This window comes from Nostoc paludosum FACHB-159 (genome assembly GCF_014698835.1).
Classification (GTDB): Bacteria; Cyanobacteriota; Cyanobacteriia; order Cyanobacteriales; family Nostocaceae; genus Nostoc; species Nostoc paludosum.
In genome coordinates this window covers 83,593-101,194 of record NZ_JACJTU010000017.1, presented here as the reverse complement: position 1 = coordinate 101,194, position 17,602 = coordinate 83,593, and the positions used below count along the sequence as shown (strand labels likewise).

Genomic DNA, 17,602 nt, shown 5'->3' with positions numbered 1-17,602 from the left:
TTGACGACATACACACACTAGACTCTTAAAATAAATAGTGCGTTACGCTGGTGCTAATGAAACCCACGTTATTTGTAAGCAAAGCCTATGAAGTTTTTTGTTCCAGCAGCGAAAGATGATGTGAAAGCTGAGCAGGTGTATAACGCTCTGGCTCAGTCTCTCGAAGCACCAATCACCGAAAAGCGTATTTGGAAATTACAGTGGTGTGACAATGAAACTGAGATGAAATGCGAGGTAGGTAAATCTTTACCATCCTCTTACCAAACAGGAAAAGAACTAGTTTTGGCAATCTTTGAGTGTGAAAACTTTTATAAAATTTGTACTCTTACCCGTGGAGGAGTAAAGGGAGAACCTATCTTGGCTGTGAAAAACTCTCAATCCTCAGCTACATATTTTTCAGATAATGTAAATAACATTTAAACGCAAAGGAGCGCAGAGTTAAGCGCAAAGGGACGCAGAGAATTCGCTATGAATTAATGATATGAATTAATGAAATGTTGTACTAAGAGGTTGTTTGAAAAGTCTAATTTATTACTCGCCTTGGCACAGGTGCGGCTACACAGGCAAAACCCACCGACCTGGGTTTGAAAACCCTGATTTTCTGTTAGGACAAGGGAGGCGGACTTAGCCTGTGTAGTAGCGAATTATATTCGCCCAAAACTTTTCAAACATCCTCATAAGAACTAGGAAACTCTAGCTTAGCACTTTCTCCCCCCAGTGCTGTCTCGCATGGTAAATGTCGCTCCAACCAATTTTCTAAATCAGCCAGCACCTCTTGATAATTCAGGTCACTTTGAAGCTCGTGATAAGCACCTGGATACTCGATTCTTAGTTTATCTGAGCAACTCACCCGCTCTAAAAAAATTTTCCCTCCCTCAGGTAGAGTTACTCTATCTGCTCCACCGTGAAGAATTAACAATGGTAATTGCCAATCAGCAGCATGGGCATTAACCCAATCAACGGTAGCAAAGAATTCTGTAGCTAGACGCGCACTACCTCTAGTATGGCGCAAAGGATCTTGGGCATAAGCAGCTAAAATTTTCTCATCTCGCGAACCACCAGAAAGATCGAGTCCGGTATTTAAGCTAAAACGCGGCCAAATTCGTGAGAGCAGTTTTCCTATAATTAACCGCGTTTTTGAAACTCCAACTTTTCCTAAAGCTGGTGCTAAGGTAATTACACCTTGTAATGCAGATGCTTGTTGGGGATAACGCAGAGCATAATCCAAGACAATTACTGAGCCTAAGCTATGACCTAAAAGAAAAATCGGTTTTCCTGGGTGTTGGGTTTTAATTAATTCTAAAAAGGCTCGCAAGTCTTCGCGAAACTCACTCCAACGATTAATGTAGCCTCGCTGACCAGGCGAACGTCCATGACCGCGCAAATCAAAACCGTAGACAGCATATTGTTTGTGTATGAAATGTTGAACTAGGTTATCGTAGCGATCGCTGTGCGCTCCCAATCCATGTACGATCGCTAATATCGCCTTCACCTTTTGTTCTGGATACCAGCTTTGGTAATACAGTTTTAGCTTCCCGGCACCTTCAAATGTATCTGCTTTATAGTGGCTCATCAGACTAATTTGTTACGCTTGTTCCCAATTAGCTACTAGCTTATCAAGGTATATTCTCAAGAAAATCGCTTCTGCCTTTAGGAAGAATTACTTTTTTCAACGGAACTTACGAAATAAGACGACACGAGCTTGATTTTTGAGAGATTCTGCTAGGATGAATGCAGACAAAGCCGCCATACGTTTATCGGTGCGGTCAATGCAAAATCCAAAATTTCAAATCGAAAATCTTTTGACATCGAGTCATCAGCAAGAAAATAAGACGCAATCAGAAACTTTACCGCCTCTGAGTGATGCTAGCATTGAGCGGGTAAAAGAAGGTGTAGCCGCAGCTGGCGATCGCGCCGTTCGCCAAATCGTTGAGGAAACTCTCAATTGTCTTGAAGCTACAAATCAAGACGATTGCGAACCTAGAGCTAATCCTTGGTTGCGTCGTTTTGTCATGCGATCGCTTATTCATATCCTTTTCCAAGTACAAATCGAACACCCTGAAAGGATACCTCAACAATCAGCAATTTTAGCAGTTAACCATCTCCACCATATCGATCCATTACTCTTGTTAGCCGAACTTCCCACCCAACCCTATTACTATATTCTGGGCGATGCTCGTACTCTTTATAATAAGTGGTGGAAACGCTTCATCCTGGGTTTTGCTGGAGGTGTAATTCCTTTAAAAAGGGTGTGGAAAGAAGAAGTCGCTGTGATGAAAGCGGCTAAAGCAGGAAGGGAAGATTTAATCGACCTAGCCGCAGCGATCGAACAGACAGTAGCCACAGGTGAAGATATACAGACATTGCGACAGATAGACCGCATTATCTTATCAATTTTGGCTCGTGGCGATGGGATGATTCTGTTTCCCGAAGGACGATTGGGAACAGCTGAGGCTCAGTTGCATCTACCGCTCAAGCGTGGAACTATAATTTATGCCTTGCGTGCTGGCGTACCAATCATTCCCATTGCACTCATTGGAACTCATGACCTTTATTTGAGAAAAAAATTAACTATAAGAGTCGGTGAACCGTTACAATTTGCCTCAACAACCAGGCCAAAACGACAAGAAGTAGATGTAGCTTTGCAAACCCTAGAGAAAGCAATGTTGAGTCTGTTACCAACTAATTATCAGGAACCAACAGGCTTCAAACCGTTACGTTATTTCCTCAATCACATGTTGTGGTGAAAAATTATTTTTCTAAAAACTTGGTAATTTTGAAATTTGAAGTTCCCTCCCAACAGTGGTTTAAAAATGCACTTACTTGAGCATCTGCTGAATCAGCCGATTCTTTAGAAGCATTAAACTGAACTGCTGTCACAATATACTCAAAAATAATCACAAACTGCTTTTGGGTTGAAATTCTCTCAATAACAATTGTTTCACCTACTTTAGGAATTTGACATACATCCACCACAAACGTTTCAATCTTTGGTTTTTCTAATGGATTTTTGAAATTGAAATATTTAGAATAAACAATAATCTTCACTTCATTAAACTACAAGTAACAGTAAACTATATATAGGAATCCGGTTTGATTCCTGAACAATTCGTAGAGACAGGGAACGGGGAACAGAAAACAAGTAAAAAGGAATAAAATTATACTGAATTTTTTTTCAAAAATCAAATATGAGTCCTATATCCTACATATATTTAAAGTGCGTTGTTGTGCTGCACAACGCACCTTAAATCTTGACGGTACATTAGCTTACAGCATAAAGCACCCTACGTTTACTTAGATCTGCCTGAATTTCTGAATTACGAATTACGAATTACGAATTACGAATTACGAATTATTTATTGCCTTCCCACACTCGTTGTAACGACTGAAAAATTTTCGCAAATGTTTCTTCTAGCCAAAGAATAACACGATCGAGCCATTCCAGAACTTTCTCTAGAGGGTGCTTTTCATAACCCATTGCAGTTGCTTTGGTTTCTATCCAGTCTGGCTGTGCTTCCACTTCAGTGCTTTGAGAAAACTGCTGTTGGGAAATTTCCCCTTGAGTTTGCTGGAAAGAGGTAACTTTTGCAGATGTTTTGGGAATTGAGGCGAGATGACGGGTTGTTTTTTTCCTTTGTACTAATTCAGATTTGGCTTTCGGCTGTTGTCGATGCAAATTCTTTGGCCAAGAAAGCCCTGCTGATAAACTAGAAGCTAAAGCAGGAGTTGTGTTTTCAAGTGTAACTGCTTTGTCGGCAACTTTTTGGCGATCGCCAAACAAATCATTCCACGTTAACCAAGGATCGTCTGTTAAATCCTGGTTTTGGAGATTACGATTTTTAAATAAAGCTTTTTTTGGGTAACTAGATAATAGTCTCTCTGGCTGGTTGTCAGCAGTTGTTGATTCAAGCGTTTTTCGATTTCCAACACCAAAAAAGTAATTCAGCGCTGCTTCAATTAAAGCCTGAAAATTTAGTGCATGAGTTTCTAAATCATCAGCTGTGACTGCAATTTCTCCCTTAGCACTTAACTGCTCTTTTCCATAGATAAATATATTTAACTGAGTTTGGACTACTTGAATAATTTCTTGGCTACGTTGTTGAACTGGTATTAAAGCATTTGATTCGACTTTAGCAACAGCTACATCTAAAAATGTTAATAATTTACCTGAGTCCAGTAAAGTTTTTGATGTTGTTCCGTTGAGGATTGGAATATTAACTGAATTTTCTCCAGTTAATTTTGCTAATAAACCCTCGATTTTTGGTAATAATTCTTTTTGTCTTTTAGCTTCCGATAATCGCCAAAACTGCCAGTAATTAGCAACTTCGCTAATAATCTTGTCTTCTAATTTTGCCTGCTGCTGGGGTGTCAAAATATCGAGAATTTCATTTTCAGCGGTGACAAGTACCAAATTACGATTCAGCAAGTTTGTCGCAATTCCCCGTATCGCTGCAAGATGCTGCTTAAGAGCATTTTTGGGTTGTGAGGATTTGATACTTGCGGCTGAATTCTCTGTAATAGCTGGAGAATGAATAATATTAGTTTTTGCGGAATTTTTAGGAATAGGTTTTTGCCAAAAACCTCCTAAAAAGCTTAAAGGATTAAAAGATTGAGAGGTTTTTTTCGGAGTAGCCATCACCTCCTCCGATGACAGATAATAAACTGTCTCTAATACATGCTCAATGGGAGTATCAACATTTAAATCAGTTTCCGGCTGAAAATCGGTATCATTTGATGGTAAATTCAGCCTGGATTGTGGTTCTTTGGTGTGTAGCGTTTTTGCATCTGATTCAGATGACACAAACAGTAGATACACTGGGTAAAGTAGCAATTCCACACCCCACTTAGTGGCAACTTGCAAATGCCGGAAGGTGTTTTCCCACTGTTCTGTCAACCGCCGAGATTGCTGGTTGACAAAATTAAATAGTCTGCTTTGATAACGACCAGAAGAACCAGAAGACATAATAGTAATTTTTGAGTTCGAGTCTTGTTTAGTTGTGAGACTCCCGCCGAACAATAAAAACCACAAACTGTTAATTATTGTGTGCCCTCATTTTAGCGAAAATATGACTCAAATTATCTCTGAATCTCAGTCCAATTTCATCTCACAAGCAATTGAGCAATTACGCTCTTTTTCTCAGGTTAATCTTCAGTCTACTTGGTTATACCGAGAATCTGACCAGATAATTACTGATGTTACATCTGCTAATTTATCTGATTGGCAACCTGTAGAGTTGAACGCTAAAGAACATATTGCTTGGACAGGAGGGAAAAAAGTCCTATGGCTAGGGCAAAAATTGGTGGTTCCCCAAGACTTACAGGGTTATCCTTTAGCTGGGTTATCTTTGCGACTGGCGTTAGCTTGGTGGGCTGATGCAGCTGAAATTTATGTGAATGGAGAGTTAGCGCTGGAGGGTGATTTATTTGATTCTTCACCGAGAGTGCTTTTGAGTCGCAAGGTGACTCCAGGGGAAGAATTTATTGTTGCATTGCGGTTAGTGAGTCCGGGACATTGTGATGGTGCTTTAGTGCGATCGCTCCTTATATATGAGTCTAATGATGATGATAATCCCGATCCGGGTTTTGTGGCTGATGAGTTGGCTGTTTTGCAACATTATTTGCAAAAGTTTGCACCGGAGAGGTTGAATGTTTTGGTGGAGGCGGTGGAGGAGGTAACGAACCGCAGAGGCGCAGAGGACGCAGAGAAGGGAGAGTTGGTTAGGTCGTTAAGGCAAAAGTTAATTCAATCTGAGATCTTAGCCCCCCTTGTGAAGGGGGGTTGGGGGGATCTAAAATCTAAAGTCTATTTATTGGGTCACGCTCATCTAGATTTGGCATGGTTGTGGCCTGTGAGTGAAACTTGGAATGCAGCACAAAACACCTTTGAATCGGTTTTGAAGTTGCAAGCAGATTTTCCTGAGTTAATTTTCTGTCATTCGACTCCGGCGCTTTATGCTTGGATTGAGGAACATCGCCCGGATTTATTTAAGGCAATTCAAGCACAAGTAGCAGCCGGAAAGTGGGAAGTTATTGGCGCAACGTGGGTAGAACCAGAACTGAATTTGATTGCTGGCGAATCGATTGTGCGTCAGCTATTGTATGGTCAGCGATATATACAAGAAAAATTTGGCAAGCTTTCGCCTGTGGTGTGGGTTCCAGACTCCTTTGGTTTTTGTGCAACTTTACCTCAGTTTTTCGCTAATGCCGGAGTTGAGTATTTTGTCACCCAAAAGTTACGCTGGAATGATACTACTAAATTTGATTATGGTGCTTTTTGGTGGCGATCGCCTGATGGTAGCCAAGTCTTTAGTTTCATGTCTGCACCCATCGGTGAAGCGATCGACCCAGTTAAAATGGCATCATACGCCCTAGAATGGCAAAGCCAAAGTGATTTACCAGAATCTCTCTGGCTTCCTGGTGTCGGCGACCACGGTGGCGGCCCCACCCGTGATATGTTAGAAACCGCCCAACGTTGGCAAAAATCACCTTTCTTCCCAGATATAGAATTTACCACCGCCGAAAAGTATTTAAACCAGATTTCACAATCCAAAATCCAAAATCCAAAATCCAAAATTGAAAGCCTCACCTGGAATGACGAACTATACTTAGAATTCCATCGTGGTTGCTACACTACTCACGCAGACCAAAAACGTTGGAATCGTCGTTGTGAAACTTTGTTGTATGAAGCAGAACTATTTGCAACTCTCGCAAACATCAGTTGTGGTGTGACGTATCCCAAAGCCGAAATTGAAGCAGCTTGGAAACAAGTGTTATTTCAACAGTTTCATGATATTTTGCCTGGTTCTTCCATTACCCAAGTTTATCAAGATGCCCTACTGGAATGGCAACAAGTCGAAGAAACGGGAACGAAGATATTACAAGAATCATTGCAGGCGATCGCATCTCACATTACCTTACCACAACCACCACAACCCAATAGTTTACCTATTTTCATTTTCAATTCTCTCAATTGGCAGCGTTCTGAAGTAGTTTCCATCACCTTACCCGCACCAACAACAACTACCCAGCAATGGCAGATTTACGATGCTTCTGGCAAAGTGCTTGTCTCCCAATTATCTCAACCATCAACCCTACTATTTCTCGCCCCCGACATCCCACCCGTAGGCTACCGCCTCTTCTGGCTTTCCCCCTCATCCCCGGTTGGTGAGCAAAGCGCCGCCCTGAGCCTGTCGAAGGGTCGAACCACATCCCCAGAATGGGTTCTAGAAAATGAATTCCTCCGAGTTGTTGTCAACCCTGATACGGGAGATTTATCAAGTGTTTTTGACAAAACTTATCAACGGGAAGTTTTGAGTGGTGCAGGAAATCAGCTGCAAGCTTTTAAAGACAGCGGTCAATATTGGGATGCTTGGAATATAGACCCCAATTACGCCCAGCATCCCTTACCGCCAACAAATCTTCAATCTATTGAATGGGTAGAACAAGGCGCAGTACAAAATCGCCTGCGCGTAGTGCGTCAGTTGGGCGAATCAGAATTTTGCCAAGATTATATTCTCCAAACTGGTTCACCTGTGCTGAAAATTTCCTCTAAGGTTAACTGGCAAGAAAATCAAGTATTGGTGAAAGCTACTTTTCCTCTCAACATCGAAGCAGACTTCGCTACCTACGAAATTCCCTGTAGCGCAATTCGCCGTCCAACTAAACCGCAAACCCCCGCAGAACAAGCAAAATGGGAAGTCCCCGCCTTGCGTTGGGCTGATTTAACAGGCGAAACAAATCAAGGTTTATACGGAATCAGTTTGCTAAATGATTGTAAATATGGTTACGATTCCCAACCGAATCAATTACGTCTCACACTGCTACGTAGCCCCAATTGGCCAGACCCCGAAGCTGACCGAGGTTTCCATGAATTTACTTATGCCTTGTATCCCCACACCAATACCTGGGAATCAGCCCATACAGTACAGCGTGGCTATGAATTGAATACACCTCTACAAGCAATAATCAACCCAGTCACCAGCGATGCACTGAGCTTGTCGTACCCCTACGGGGAAGCAAGCTACGCGGAGCGTCTCGTAGAGAAGTGTCCCCAATCCCCAGTCCCTAATCCCGACAGAGCAAGTTTTTTAAATTTCTCATCCGAAAATCTGATTTTGATGGCTTTGAAGCCAGCAGAAAATGACCCACAGCAATTGATTCTGCGATGTTATGAATGTCACGGAGAAACAGCCGAGTTATCTTTGCAAAGCGATCTAGGAATAAGTCTCGGAAATACGGTAGATTTGTTAGAGCGTTCTAGTGATACTGCTTTGGAATTCTCATCTGAGCAACAAATCTTGACGATACAGCCTTGGAAAATCGTCAGCTTCAAGGTCAATCCCAATAAGTAATTCTAGACCCCAACAAATCACTACTCTAGAGTTGAGAGTCTAGAGTTGTTAACCTTTGACTCTTAACTCTTAATTCCTAACTCCTAACTCCTAACTCTCCTAGTCTTCGTGATCTTCAAAAGGATCGCTCAACTGCTTGCTGGGAGGGCCAAAGGAGGTATAAATTCCATAGCCTGTAATGGCAATCAAAACAGCTGCTACAGAAATGCTAAGAACTATTGCGGGTTCCATAATTTTAAGATTGATTATGAGTGCTATTCTTATAGAATATTACAGAAGATTAAAAAAAGCTTGGGCAAGTAATCTTAGGTGAACTATGGCACAAAGGACTAGGTTGGGAGATATCCTGAGACCGCTGAACTCCGAGTATGGGAAAGTGGCACCAGGTTGGGGTACTACCCCTGTGATGGCTGTTTTTATGTTGCTGTTTTTTGTGTTTCTGCTGATTATTCTGCAACTTTACAATAAAACAATCTTGGTTCAGGATGTAAATGTCGATTGGCGGAGTTTAGGACGCTAATGGATACATAGTTATCTAGTTTAGATAACAAATGAATTCATACCCGGCTAGTCCGGGTTTTTTTGTCACAATTGAGAATTTAAAAGAAATCCACGTGTAGTTTACTTATTAGCCGGAGGCGTTTCGCGGGTTAATACTAAAACACAGTAGGTAGCACAGTTAGCTGTGCTACCTACATTCATCTGCGATCGCATCACCTATTTAATTTTTAGAGTAAGGGTGATTGAAGGTATCCCAAGCAGCTTTAGCAGCCTTTTGTAGGCGATAATTAAAATCTACTAAATCTTTCATCATTAAGTACCAATTTCTTTGGGCTTCGTCTTGAATTACCACCCAAGCATTTTCTAAATGAAGGCGATCGCGTTCCATAACTTTCCTTCCTTCAATCAATTCTCTGGCTCGACGCACAGTATTTAAATAAGTTTCGCGAGTGAGAGTACCTGCCGAATCAGCCTCAGCTTGAGCGCGTCTTTTTAGTGCCTCAATCAGCGCTTTGGTTTCGCGCTTTACTTCATCACTTTCACCAGCCATTTCAATTTCCACTAATTCATCAGTTTGAGAACTGATTTCTACAATTACTGTAGTTTCAGTAGATTCAACAAATGTAGCTTCAACGGATTCGATGTTGTTATAAGTCATCTTTAAAACATCCTTAATTGCAAAGCTTACTCTTGAATAGTCATTAGCCCTTGGCAAATAACCAATGACTAATAACTAATGACTAACCAATTGTTGTCAACTGTTGTTCTAGTTTTAATAGTGCCGCAACTCGCGCTTCTGTAGCCGGGTGACTTGAGAATAAGTTACCCAAAAACTGTCCAGAGATGGAATTGATAATTAATAATGGCTCGAAAGCTGGATTAGCATTTAAAGGCATCTGTCTGGCTGTAGCTTCTAGCCTTTGTAAGGCTCTAGCTAAAGCGCGGGGATTACCAGTTAATTTAGCTGAACCGGCATCAGCAGAAAATTCTCTTGTGCGTGAAATTGCCAGCTGAATAATTGTTGCAGCTAATGGCGCAAGCATTACTGTTAATAAAACACCCAAAGGATTTCCACCTCTGTCATTGTCTCGCGAACCACCACCAAACCAAAGGCTGTAACTCACCATTTGTGCTAGGAATGAAATCGCACCAGCTACTGTAGCAGCAACCGCTTGTGTAAGGGTGTCACGATTAATAATGTGGGTAAGTTCGTGGGCGATAACGCCTTCGAGTTCGTCCTCTGGTAATATATTCAAAATCCCTTCGGTAACAGCAACAGCAGCGTGTTCTGGATCGCGTCCTGTAGCGAAGGCGTTAGCAGTTTGACTAGGAACAATATAAACTCTAGGTGTAGGAATATTCGCACGACGAGACAACTTTTCGACCATTCGATAAAGTCCCGGTGCTTCCCTTTGACTTACAGGCTGTGCCTGATATACTGCAAGGGCAATTTTATCTGATTGATACCAAGAAAACAGATTTGTTACTGCTGCTAAGGCGATTCCAATCAATAAGCCAGTACTACCACCAATTACCCAGTAACTAATCGCTATCAAAAGACCACTTAGTGCAGCTAGCAAAGCAGCTGTTTTGAATTGATTTCCCATATTTTCGCTCTCCTGCTAATGCTGTATGGTTTTTCTAAAAAACAGCATTCATTAAGCCACACTTTGATTGTATCCAGCTAGAATTAGATAGTATGATGCAGAAAACCTATCCAATATGTACGGTTTTCCCCCTGCAATTTATAAAGAAGAATTCGGCAGTTCCTAAGTCAGGATTCAGCAGAAATTGGAGTCCGACTAGATGAATGGGGCAAGCCGCAAACTTTAATTACAACTTTCCGCTTTATACGTAAAGTATTCACCAATTGATAATTTATAATTGAGAATTCTGAATTCTCTTTATTTTATATATAATCTAACGTAACGCAAGATAAAATTGCATCTATCTGTAGTCATACGTTTTATCAATAATTCACAACATTAATTGAACAAAAAAGAATTCATAATTGAATCACCATCGTTGTTGATTCTGGATTCTGGCTGCTGAATTCTGGCTCAGGAATTGCTGCATTATTCTTCAATTATCTCTATCATCAGAAAAGGGTTTCAACCGAGCTGTAACTCTTAATTTAGTTAGTCTTCGCACTAGGCGCAAAGCTTGTTGTTTATATAATACTTTTGGTAGCTGTCCAGGTAAATTATCCATCAATTTTCTCGCTGTGCCGATGCTGCATCCTGAAATTATACTTATTTCATTAGCACCATCAAAAATAGCATCTTGAGCTAATGCTTTTTCGATTTCCACTTGCCAAGTTCTTTGAAACATTTCGCCTCGCTCAATGCGCTGAAGGCTATTAGTATTGGCTAGAACGATGAGGCGATCGCCAATAGCAAGTTGTATATTATCAGAAGGCATTAATTTCACAGGCGATCGCTTGAAACTTTGGTATAAAATTGGTACAACTCCATAACCATAGGCAACCTCAGCCAAGAGTAATCCGTTGAGTGTATCACCAGCTTCAATCGTGTACTCGACTACCAAAATAGTTTGACTATCAAAGTTAAACAAGCTGAGAATATTTTCTCCAAAAGCCGCAGCCGCAAAAACTTCTGCGGAAATAGCAGAGGTGCAAATCACTTGAGCATAAGGAAATAACCGCGCGACATTATCACGAAAATTTCGGTCGTAAGTCCGAATAATTACACTAGTTGTAGGACTTTGAGCATGTACCATCAAAGCTATTTCCAAATTCTCCATGTCATCGTCTGTAACTACAACGACACTTTTACTATTAGCTAGATTGGCTCTCCCTAGAGCATCGGTAATATTATCAATAATTAGTGGTATTTTGTGGAAAAAATCCGCGTCCAGTGCTGTGTTACTAATACCCACTAGAGGTTGTTTGAATTCTTCTAATAAAGCTGCAACTCGTTGACCAACTCGATTTAATCCAATCAATACAACATGGTTTTTTACAGGTATTAATGGTTGATAACTCTTGAAAAATTGAAATCTGGAACTTAAGAGAGCATCAGTGAGCAATGCATATAACACCCCAACAAAACCTACACCCGTTAAAGTTAGTCCCAGACTAAACAATCGCAACCATCCTGGGATATGTTCTGCTTTTTCTGGTGGGGTTCTAAAATTAATGTCGCCAAATAAATCTCCGTATCCTCCTAAAAGTAAAACAGCAGTACCATAAAATGCTTCTACTATATTACTTTCAGGATAATTTAAGATATAAATAATTGTTCCAAGACACCAAAGGAAAAGTATTGTAAGTCCGCAAATTATTGCCACTCGCAAACTTTGATAACTATTTAATTTTCGCCATAAATATGGAATTTTACGTTTGCAAGTCTTCCAGACTCCACCTAATGTAATTTCTTGCCATAACTGCTGCCAATTATGCTGACGCTTAATAGCAACTTTTTTTAAACTTTGAAGTTGCTCTTTAACTTCAATATAAATAATGGTATCGTCTGGGCTTAATTTTGCCTCTGGTTCCCACTGATGAAATTCTTTAGGTAAAACAGATGAAGCATTAGTGTGATGTAATACTCGAAGATGTTGTGTGTTGAGTTCGTGGATGTGCAGTTGATTGCACCAGCGATCGTGCATTTGAATTTGATGCTTGACTACCCGAAATTGGTGTTCTTCCAGTTGAAAATAGCCAAGATTATCGTCTCCAAGGGCTGCAATAGCAAAGCCAGAAGCAGAAATCTGATTCGGTTCAAAGGCAATAAAATTACCAAGCGTCTGACTTAAAAGTTGATTAAGATTTTGTTTGTCAGAACGTATCACTAAACGAACTTGAGGATTTAAAAGCCGTGCTGCAAAGGCAGCTTCTATATTTACTCGTTCATTACCAGTGACTAAAATTATAGTTCGGCACTGAATAATATTTGCCTGTTCTAAAACACTCGTCTCACGGCAATCTCCGATGAATAAATTTTCTAATAAATTTAATAAATTTCGTATTTGAAAATTTTTAGGTTGTTCTAGATCTATCGCACTAACAACAGCACCATACTCTTTGAGGATAGCAACACAATGCTGACCCAAACTTCCTAACCCGCAAACTAAAAACTTATCTAGTTTTGTTTGAGAATTTTCAACAGACTGGTAATTAGTTTCTGATGATGACACCATAACTTCGCCCAGGCGTATCAGATATTGCTATTCTAAACTTTTGAGTGCATATAGCAGTCCTAAATCATTTGTGAAAATTATATATCTCTTTGTTCTTTCTTACCTTTGCGTCCTTTGCGTCCTTGGCGGTTCGTTTCCTTATCCATATTTTTCACGACTCATTTAGGATTGCTATAGTCATAAAGGTTATGAGTCGATAGCTTGTCCTTAGGGAACTTGAAAAAATAAATTATCCTACTTAAATTTGTTAACCGTTGACTGTTCGCTGGCATTGTGACTCGATGCAATGGCATTGTCACCCGATGCAATGGCATTGTTACTCGATACAATGCCATTGTCACCCGATGCAATGCCATTGTTACTCAATGCAATGGCATTGTTACTCGATACAATCGCATTGTGACTCGATACAATGGCATTTGTCAGAGAAACACGCAATATGCAGCTACAAAATAAATTTTTTCAGGAAATTCCCCGTACCGTTTGGGTGTTGGGGTTCGTCAGTCTGCTGACAGATATTAGCTCCGAGATGATTAACTCTCTGTTGCCTTTGTTTCTGGTGTCAGCTTTAGGCGCAAATGTTTTGACTGTCGGCATTATTGAAGGCATTGCCGAAGCAACAGCTTCAGTTTTGAAAGTTTTTTCGGGAGTATTGAGCGATTACCTGGGACATCGCAAAGGTTTAGCGGTGTTTGGGTATGGGTTATCTACCTTTGTTAAACCTCTATTTGCTGTAGCTACCAGTCCAACTGGGGTGTTAATAGCTCGATTTGGCGATCGCTTTGGCAAAGGTATCCGAGTCGCACCCCGTGATGCTTTAGTTGCTGATTCTACTACATCAGAGGTACGCGGTGCAGCCTACGGATTGCGTCAATCTCTCGATACTATCGGCGCATTCTTGGGGCCTTTGATAGCATTTGCCCTCATGGCTGCTTTTGCAAACAACTTCCGCCTGGTTTTTTGGCTAGCCCTCATCCCTGGTTTTTTGGCGGTGGCTTTATTAACAGTGGGAGTCAGCGAACCGAGAACAAATGAAACTCAAGTAAAGCGAATTAATCCTCTGCAATGGGAAGCTTTACGCAGTTTAGGTCAAAAATATTGGGTACTTGTAGCAGTGGCGCTGCTATTCAATTTAGGCAACTCCAGCAATGCGTTTTTGTTGCTGCGAGCCGAGCAAATAGGCATCTCTGCTTCACTCATACCCTTGACATTTGTAGTGATGAATATGGCTTATTCCTTCAGCGCCTACCCAATAGGAATACTCTCCGATCGCTTGGGTAAATTTGGGTTATTGGTGGGCGGATTTCTCCTGTACGCTTTAGTTTATCTGGGCTTCGCCTTCGTACAAGCACCTTGGCAAGTTTGGGGATTGTTTGCCCTTTATGGTTTACATTTGGGCATGAGTAAAGGATTGTTGTTGGCATTAGTAGCAAATAGTATACCTGCAAATCTGCGTGGCACTGCTTTTGGATTTCTCAATTTGGCTATAGGAATAGCGCTTTTACCTGCGAGTTTCCTAGCTGGTGGATTGTGGGAAACACTAGGAGCAAAGGCAACATTTATTTTTGGGAGTTTGTTGGCGATCGCATCTGTATTATTGTTAGTTTCTCAAAAAAACAAATATTAAATTCAGTCAAAAGCAAAATGCCATAACTTCAGATGCGCTGAAGACTATTTATCAAACTTTAAGACTAAGAACTGAGATGCTATATTTAATCAAATAATAGGGAGTTAGAGTATGGAAAGTATCAAAATACGCTCTTATGTAGGCGAAGACGGAGTGTTACATCTAGATATCCCTCTAGAAATGAAAGAAACTGAATTAGAAGTTATGGTGACATTAAAACCTATAAAAAAACAAACTGCTTCTTTAGAGGAGGAAAAATTAACTCAATTAGAATGGCATGAGTTTATTGATAAGACTTATGGCTGTTTAGCAGATGACCCAATTATAAGACATCCTCAAGGAGATTATGAAGAAAGAGAAGCGTTAGAATGATTTATCTTTTAGATACTAATGCTTGTATTATTTATCTTAATGGTAGAAATCTAAATTTACGGCGCAGGCTAGAAGAACGCTCAGATTTAGATATTGTTGTTTGTTCTACTGTTAAAGCTGAATTATTTTATGGGGCAAAGAGAAGTAATAATCCAACTCGCAATCTAGCTTTACAAAAACAATTTTTGAATAGATTTATTTCTTTGCCGTTTGATGATATTGCAGCGGAAATATTTGGTGATATCCGCTCTCAACTGGGTAGCTTGGGAACTCCCATTGGCCCTTATGATTTACAAATTGCTGCGATCGCTTTAGCAAATAATCTGATTTTAGTAACTCATAATGTAGATGAGTTTAGCCGTGTGCAAGGTTTACGGGTTGAGGATTTGGAAGCAGAAAGATAAGTATTGTATCGTGATTCAAGTTAATAATTAACTGTATTCATAGCCTGAGAATAATTATGCTAAACTTAGCTAAAACGCTAACTTAGAAAGCAGGACGTGAAGGAGATCGCATCTTTTACTGCCTATTTTTATCTACTAAATCATTCCTTCCAATTCTTGCAAAGCTTGAAAACTTCCTACTTGCCAACTACGTTCTACAGCCGCAGGAATAATTTCAGTAATAGCTATATCTTCAAAATTAAGACTGGTGTCAGATTTTATATATTTCCCATCTTTTAGCAAATAAATAGAAAGGCTGCCGCTATCATAAACCCATAATTCTGGGACTCCAATGGCTTCATAAGCATCAAGAGTAGTTTTTGATGTGACATCAGTTTCAATCGCTAAATCTGGCGGCGGATCGTCAGGTTGTAAGCGGCGACGACCAATCATCTGTTGATAATTTTGAATATAAAAGCAAGCATCAGGTTCAACTCCTGCTAAACCTTGCTTTTTAAAGGTGGTGGAACCAAAAGGTTGATATCTGATATTTTTAGCCTTCAGCAATATTTTGACAATATCAGAAATTAAATCTTTGGGAATTTCATGTTCTGGTAAAGGAGCCATAATTTCTAAATTACCCTGGCTGTAGGCAATTCTTGTAGTTCTTTTTTCTCCTAATTCTTGCAAAATAGATTCAAATTCTTCCCAGCTAACATCAGGAATGGTGACGGTGCTACCAGGTGACAATTGTATCTGACTAACAGGTTTAAAAACAGGAATGGCAGCAGTCATAACCAATAATATCAGTAAGCTAAATCTCAATATTTATCTATCGGGTTGCGGTGGATAATATAGCCCACCGTAACCTTTAGACTAATAGAATGAGTTTAACAAAAGCAGCTAAAAGCGATCGCCTTACACTTTAAACTTCTCAGTAATGCGTTTCATCGCTTCTTCCACATTCTCCCGGCTATTAAACGCAGAAATCCTAAAGTAGCCTTCACCCGCAGCACCAAAGCCAGAACCGGGTGTTCCCACAACGTTGACGGTTTGCAGCAATTTATCAAAGAATTCCCAACTGGATAAACCATTAGGCGTTTTCACCCACACGTAAGGTGCATTCACCCCACCGTAAACTGATAGTCCTGCGGCTGTAAGTTTCTCGCGGATAATTTTGGCGTTTTCTAAATAGAAACTAACCAGTCCTTTAATTTGTGCTTGTCCTTCTGGGGAGTAAACTGCCTCGGCTCCCCGTTGGACGATGTAAGAAACGCCATTAAATTTGGTAGACTGGCGACGATTCCAAAGTTTCCACAATTCCACATCGGAACCATCAGCGGCTTTGGCTGTCAGCGTCTTCGGCACCACAGTTAACGCGCAGCGAGTTCCTGTAAAGCCTGCATTCTTCGAGAAAGACCGAAATTCGATCGCAACTTCTCTTGCACCTTCAATTTCATAAATTGAATGCGGTATCGATGCATCGGTAATGTAAGCTTCATAGGCTGCATCAAAGAAAATAATCGAGTTATTAGCTTTGGCGTAGTCCACCCATGCCTTTAAATATTCCTTTGTAGCAGTTGCGCCAGTGGGGTTATTGGGAAAGCAGAGATAAATTAAATCGACTTTCTTCGAGGGAATCTCGGCGGTGAAGTTGTTATCAGCCGAAATTGGTAGATAAACTAAACCTTCAAACTCGCCTTTATCGTTAGCATTTCCTGTATTTCCCGCCATAACGTTAGTATCTACGTATACGGGATAAACGGGGTCGGTAACGGCTATAGTGTTGTCATGACCAAAGATTTCCAGAATATTGCCGGTATCACACTTGGAACCATCGGAGATAAAGATTTCTGAAGCATCGATTTCGGCTCCCCGTGCTTGGAAATCTTGAGCAGCAATTTTTTCCCGCAACCAAGCATAGCCTTGTTCTGGGCCGTAGCCTTTGAAGGTATTGCGATCGCCCATTTCTTCCACAGCTTTAATCATCGCTGTCCGGCAAGCTTCTGGCAGAGGTTCAGTAACATCACCAATGCCCAGTCTAATGATTTTAGCATCAGGGTTCGCTTCTGCAAAAGCATTCACCCGCCGAGCAATTTCTGGAAACAGGTAACCCGCTTTCAGTTTCAGGTAGTTGTCGTTAATACTTGCCATACTAAATATATGAAAAACGCCCTAAAATAGCTTACTGCTAATTTATCTGAGCG

The 17,602-nt window shown here is 40.6% G+C and carries 16 protein-coding genes; 7 read left to right on the top strand and 9 right to left on the bottom strand.

Features of this window, described 5'->3' with window-relative positions:
- The first annotated feature begins 87 nt into the window (after nt 1-87).
- Nucleotides 88-420 (top strand): hypothetical protein, encoded by a 333-nt coding sequence (locus tag H6H03_RS18710; RefSeq protein ID WP_190956598.1) that lies wholly within the window; start codon nt 88-90, stop codon nt 418-420.
- Nucleotides 421-664: 244 nt separating this feature from the next.
- On the opposite strand, the gene H6H03_RS18705 is transcribed toward H6H03_RS18710, so the two are convergent.
- Complete coding sequence (locus H6H03_RS18705; protein ID WP_190956597.1) at nt 665-1,573, bottom strand: alpha/beta hydrolase; 909 nt, start codon at nt 1,571-1,573, stop codon at nt 665-667.
- Between the two features lie 229 nt (nt 1,574-1,802).
- On the opposite strand from H6H03_RS18705, the gene H6H03_RS18700 reads away from it, so the two are divergent.
- Nucleotides 1,803-2,747, top strand: a complete 945-nt coding sequence (locus H6H03_RS18700) for a lysophospholipid acyltransferase family protein (protein ID WP_242057952.1) — start codon at nt 1,803-1,805, stop codon at nt 2,745-2,747.
- Between the two features lie 4 nt (nt 2,748-2,751).
- Here H6H03_RS18700 and H6H03_RS18695 read toward each other — a convergent pair whose 3' ends face one another.
- Together H6H03_RS18695 and H6H03_RS18690 are read right to left on the bottom strand one after the other, a co-directional pair.
- The gene (locus H6H03_RS18695; RefSeq protein WP_190956596.1) at nt 2,752-3,048 is read right to left on the bottom strand and encodes a hypothetical protein; all 297 of its coding nucleotides are present in this window, start codon (nt 3,046-3,048) and stop codon (nt 2,752-2,754) included.
- A gap of 304 nt (nt 3,049-3,352) precedes the next feature.
- Nucleotides 3,353-4,963, bottom strand: coding sequence for a hypothetical protein (locus H6H03_RS18690; RefSeq protein ID WP_190956595.1), 1,611 nt, complete (start codon nt 4,961-4,963; stop codon nt 3,353-3,355).
- A gap of 103 nt (nt 4,964-5,066) precedes the next feature.
- Between H6H03_RS18690 and H6H03_RS18685 the strand changes: the two genes are divergently transcribed.
- On the top strand, nt 5,067-8,351 hold the full coding sequence (locus H6H03_RS18685) for an alpha-mannosidase (protein ID WP_190956594.1): 3,285 nt from the start codon (nt 5,067-5,069) through the stop codon (nt 8,349-8,351).
- 99 nt (nt 8,352-8,450) lie between these two features.
- Here H6H03_RS18685 and psbN read toward each other — a convergent pair whose 3' ends face one another.
- Nucleotides 8,451-8,582 (bottom strand): photosystem II reaction center protein PsbN, encoded by a 132-nt coding sequence (gene psbN / locus H6H03_RS18680; protein WP_096540744.1) that lies wholly within the window; start codon nt 8,580-8,582, stop codon nt 8,451-8,453.
- Nucleotides 8,583-8,667: 85 nt separating this feature from the next.
- On the opposite strand from psbN, the gene psbH reads away from it, so the two are divergent.
- On the top strand, nt 8,668-8,871 hold the full coding sequence (gene psbH / locus H6H03_RS18675; RefSeq protein WP_096540747.1) for a photosystem II reaction center phosphoprotein PsbH: 204 nt from the start codon (nt 8,668-8,670) through the stop codon (nt 8,869-8,871).
- A gap of 201 nt (nt 8,872-9,072) precedes the next feature.
- Here the strand turns inward: psbH and H6H03_RS18670 are convergent, their stop codons facing one another.
- The 3 genes from H6H03_RS18670 to H6H03_RS18660 form a co-directional block, all read right to left on the bottom strand.
- Nucleotides 9,073-9,510, bottom strand: coding sequence for a hypothetical protein (locus H6H03_RS18670; RefSeq protein WP_190956593.1), 438 nt, complete (start codon nt 9,508-9,510; stop codon nt 9,073-9,075).
- An 82-nt stretch (nt 9,511-9,592) separates the two neighbouring features.
- Nucleotides 9,593-10,459, bottom strand: coding sequence for a zinc metalloprotease HtpX (locus H6H03_RS18665; protein ID WP_190956592.1), 867 nt, complete (start codon nt 10,457-10,459; stop codon nt 9,593-9,595).
- Between the two features lie 475 nt (nt 10,460-10,934).
- A complete protein-coding gene (locus H6H03_RS18660) occupies nt 10,935-13,013 on the bottom strand; it encodes a potassium channel family protein (RefSeq protein WP_190956591.1) in 2,079 nt (692 codons plus the stop codon).
- A 439-nt stretch (nt 13,014-13,452) separates the two neighbouring features.
- Between H6H03_RS18660 and H6H03_RS18655 the strand changes: the two genes are divergently transcribed.
- The 3 genes from H6H03_RS18655 (at nt 13,453) to vapC (ending at nt 15,416) form a co-directional block, all read left to right on the top strand.
- On the top strand, nt 13,453-14,640 hold the full coding sequence (locus H6H03_RS18655; protein WP_190956590.1) for an MFS transporter: 1,188 nt from the start codon (nt 13,453-13,455) through the stop codon (nt 14,638-14,640).
- Nucleotides 14,641-14,751: 111 nt separating this feature from the next.
- Nucleotides 14,752-15,012: a hypothetical protein gene (locus H6H03_RS18650; protein WP_190956589.1), complete on the top strand. Its 261-nt coding sequence runs from the start codon at nt 14,752-14,754 to the stop codon at nt 15,010-15,012.
- Nucleotides 15,009-15,416, top strand: coding sequence for a type II toxin-antitoxin system tRNA(fMet)-specific endonuclease VapC (vapC, locus tag H6H03_RS18645; RefSeq protein WP_190956588.1), 408 nt, complete (start codon nt 15,009-15,011; stop codon nt 15,414-15,416). The genes H6H03_RS18650 and vapC overlap by 4 nt, the downstream gene beginning before the upstream one ends.
- Before the next feature lie 135 nt (nt 15,417-15,551).
- Here the strand turns inward: vapC and H6H03_RS18640 are convergent, their stop codons facing one another.
- Complete coding sequence (locus H6H03_RS18640) at nt 15,552-16,190, bottom strand: Uma2 family endonuclease (protein WP_190956587.1); 639 nt, start codon at nt 16,188-16,190, stop codon at nt 15,552-15,554.
- A 123-nt stretch (nt 16,191-16,313) separates the two neighbouring features.
- Nucleotides 16,314-17,549 (bottom strand): LL-diaminopimelate aminotransferase, encoded by a 1,236-nt coding sequence (locus H6H03_RS18635; protein ID WP_190956586.1) that lies wholly within the window; start codon nt 17,547-17,549, stop codon nt 16,314-16,316.
- Nucleotides 17,550-17,602: the final 53 nt, after the last annotated feature.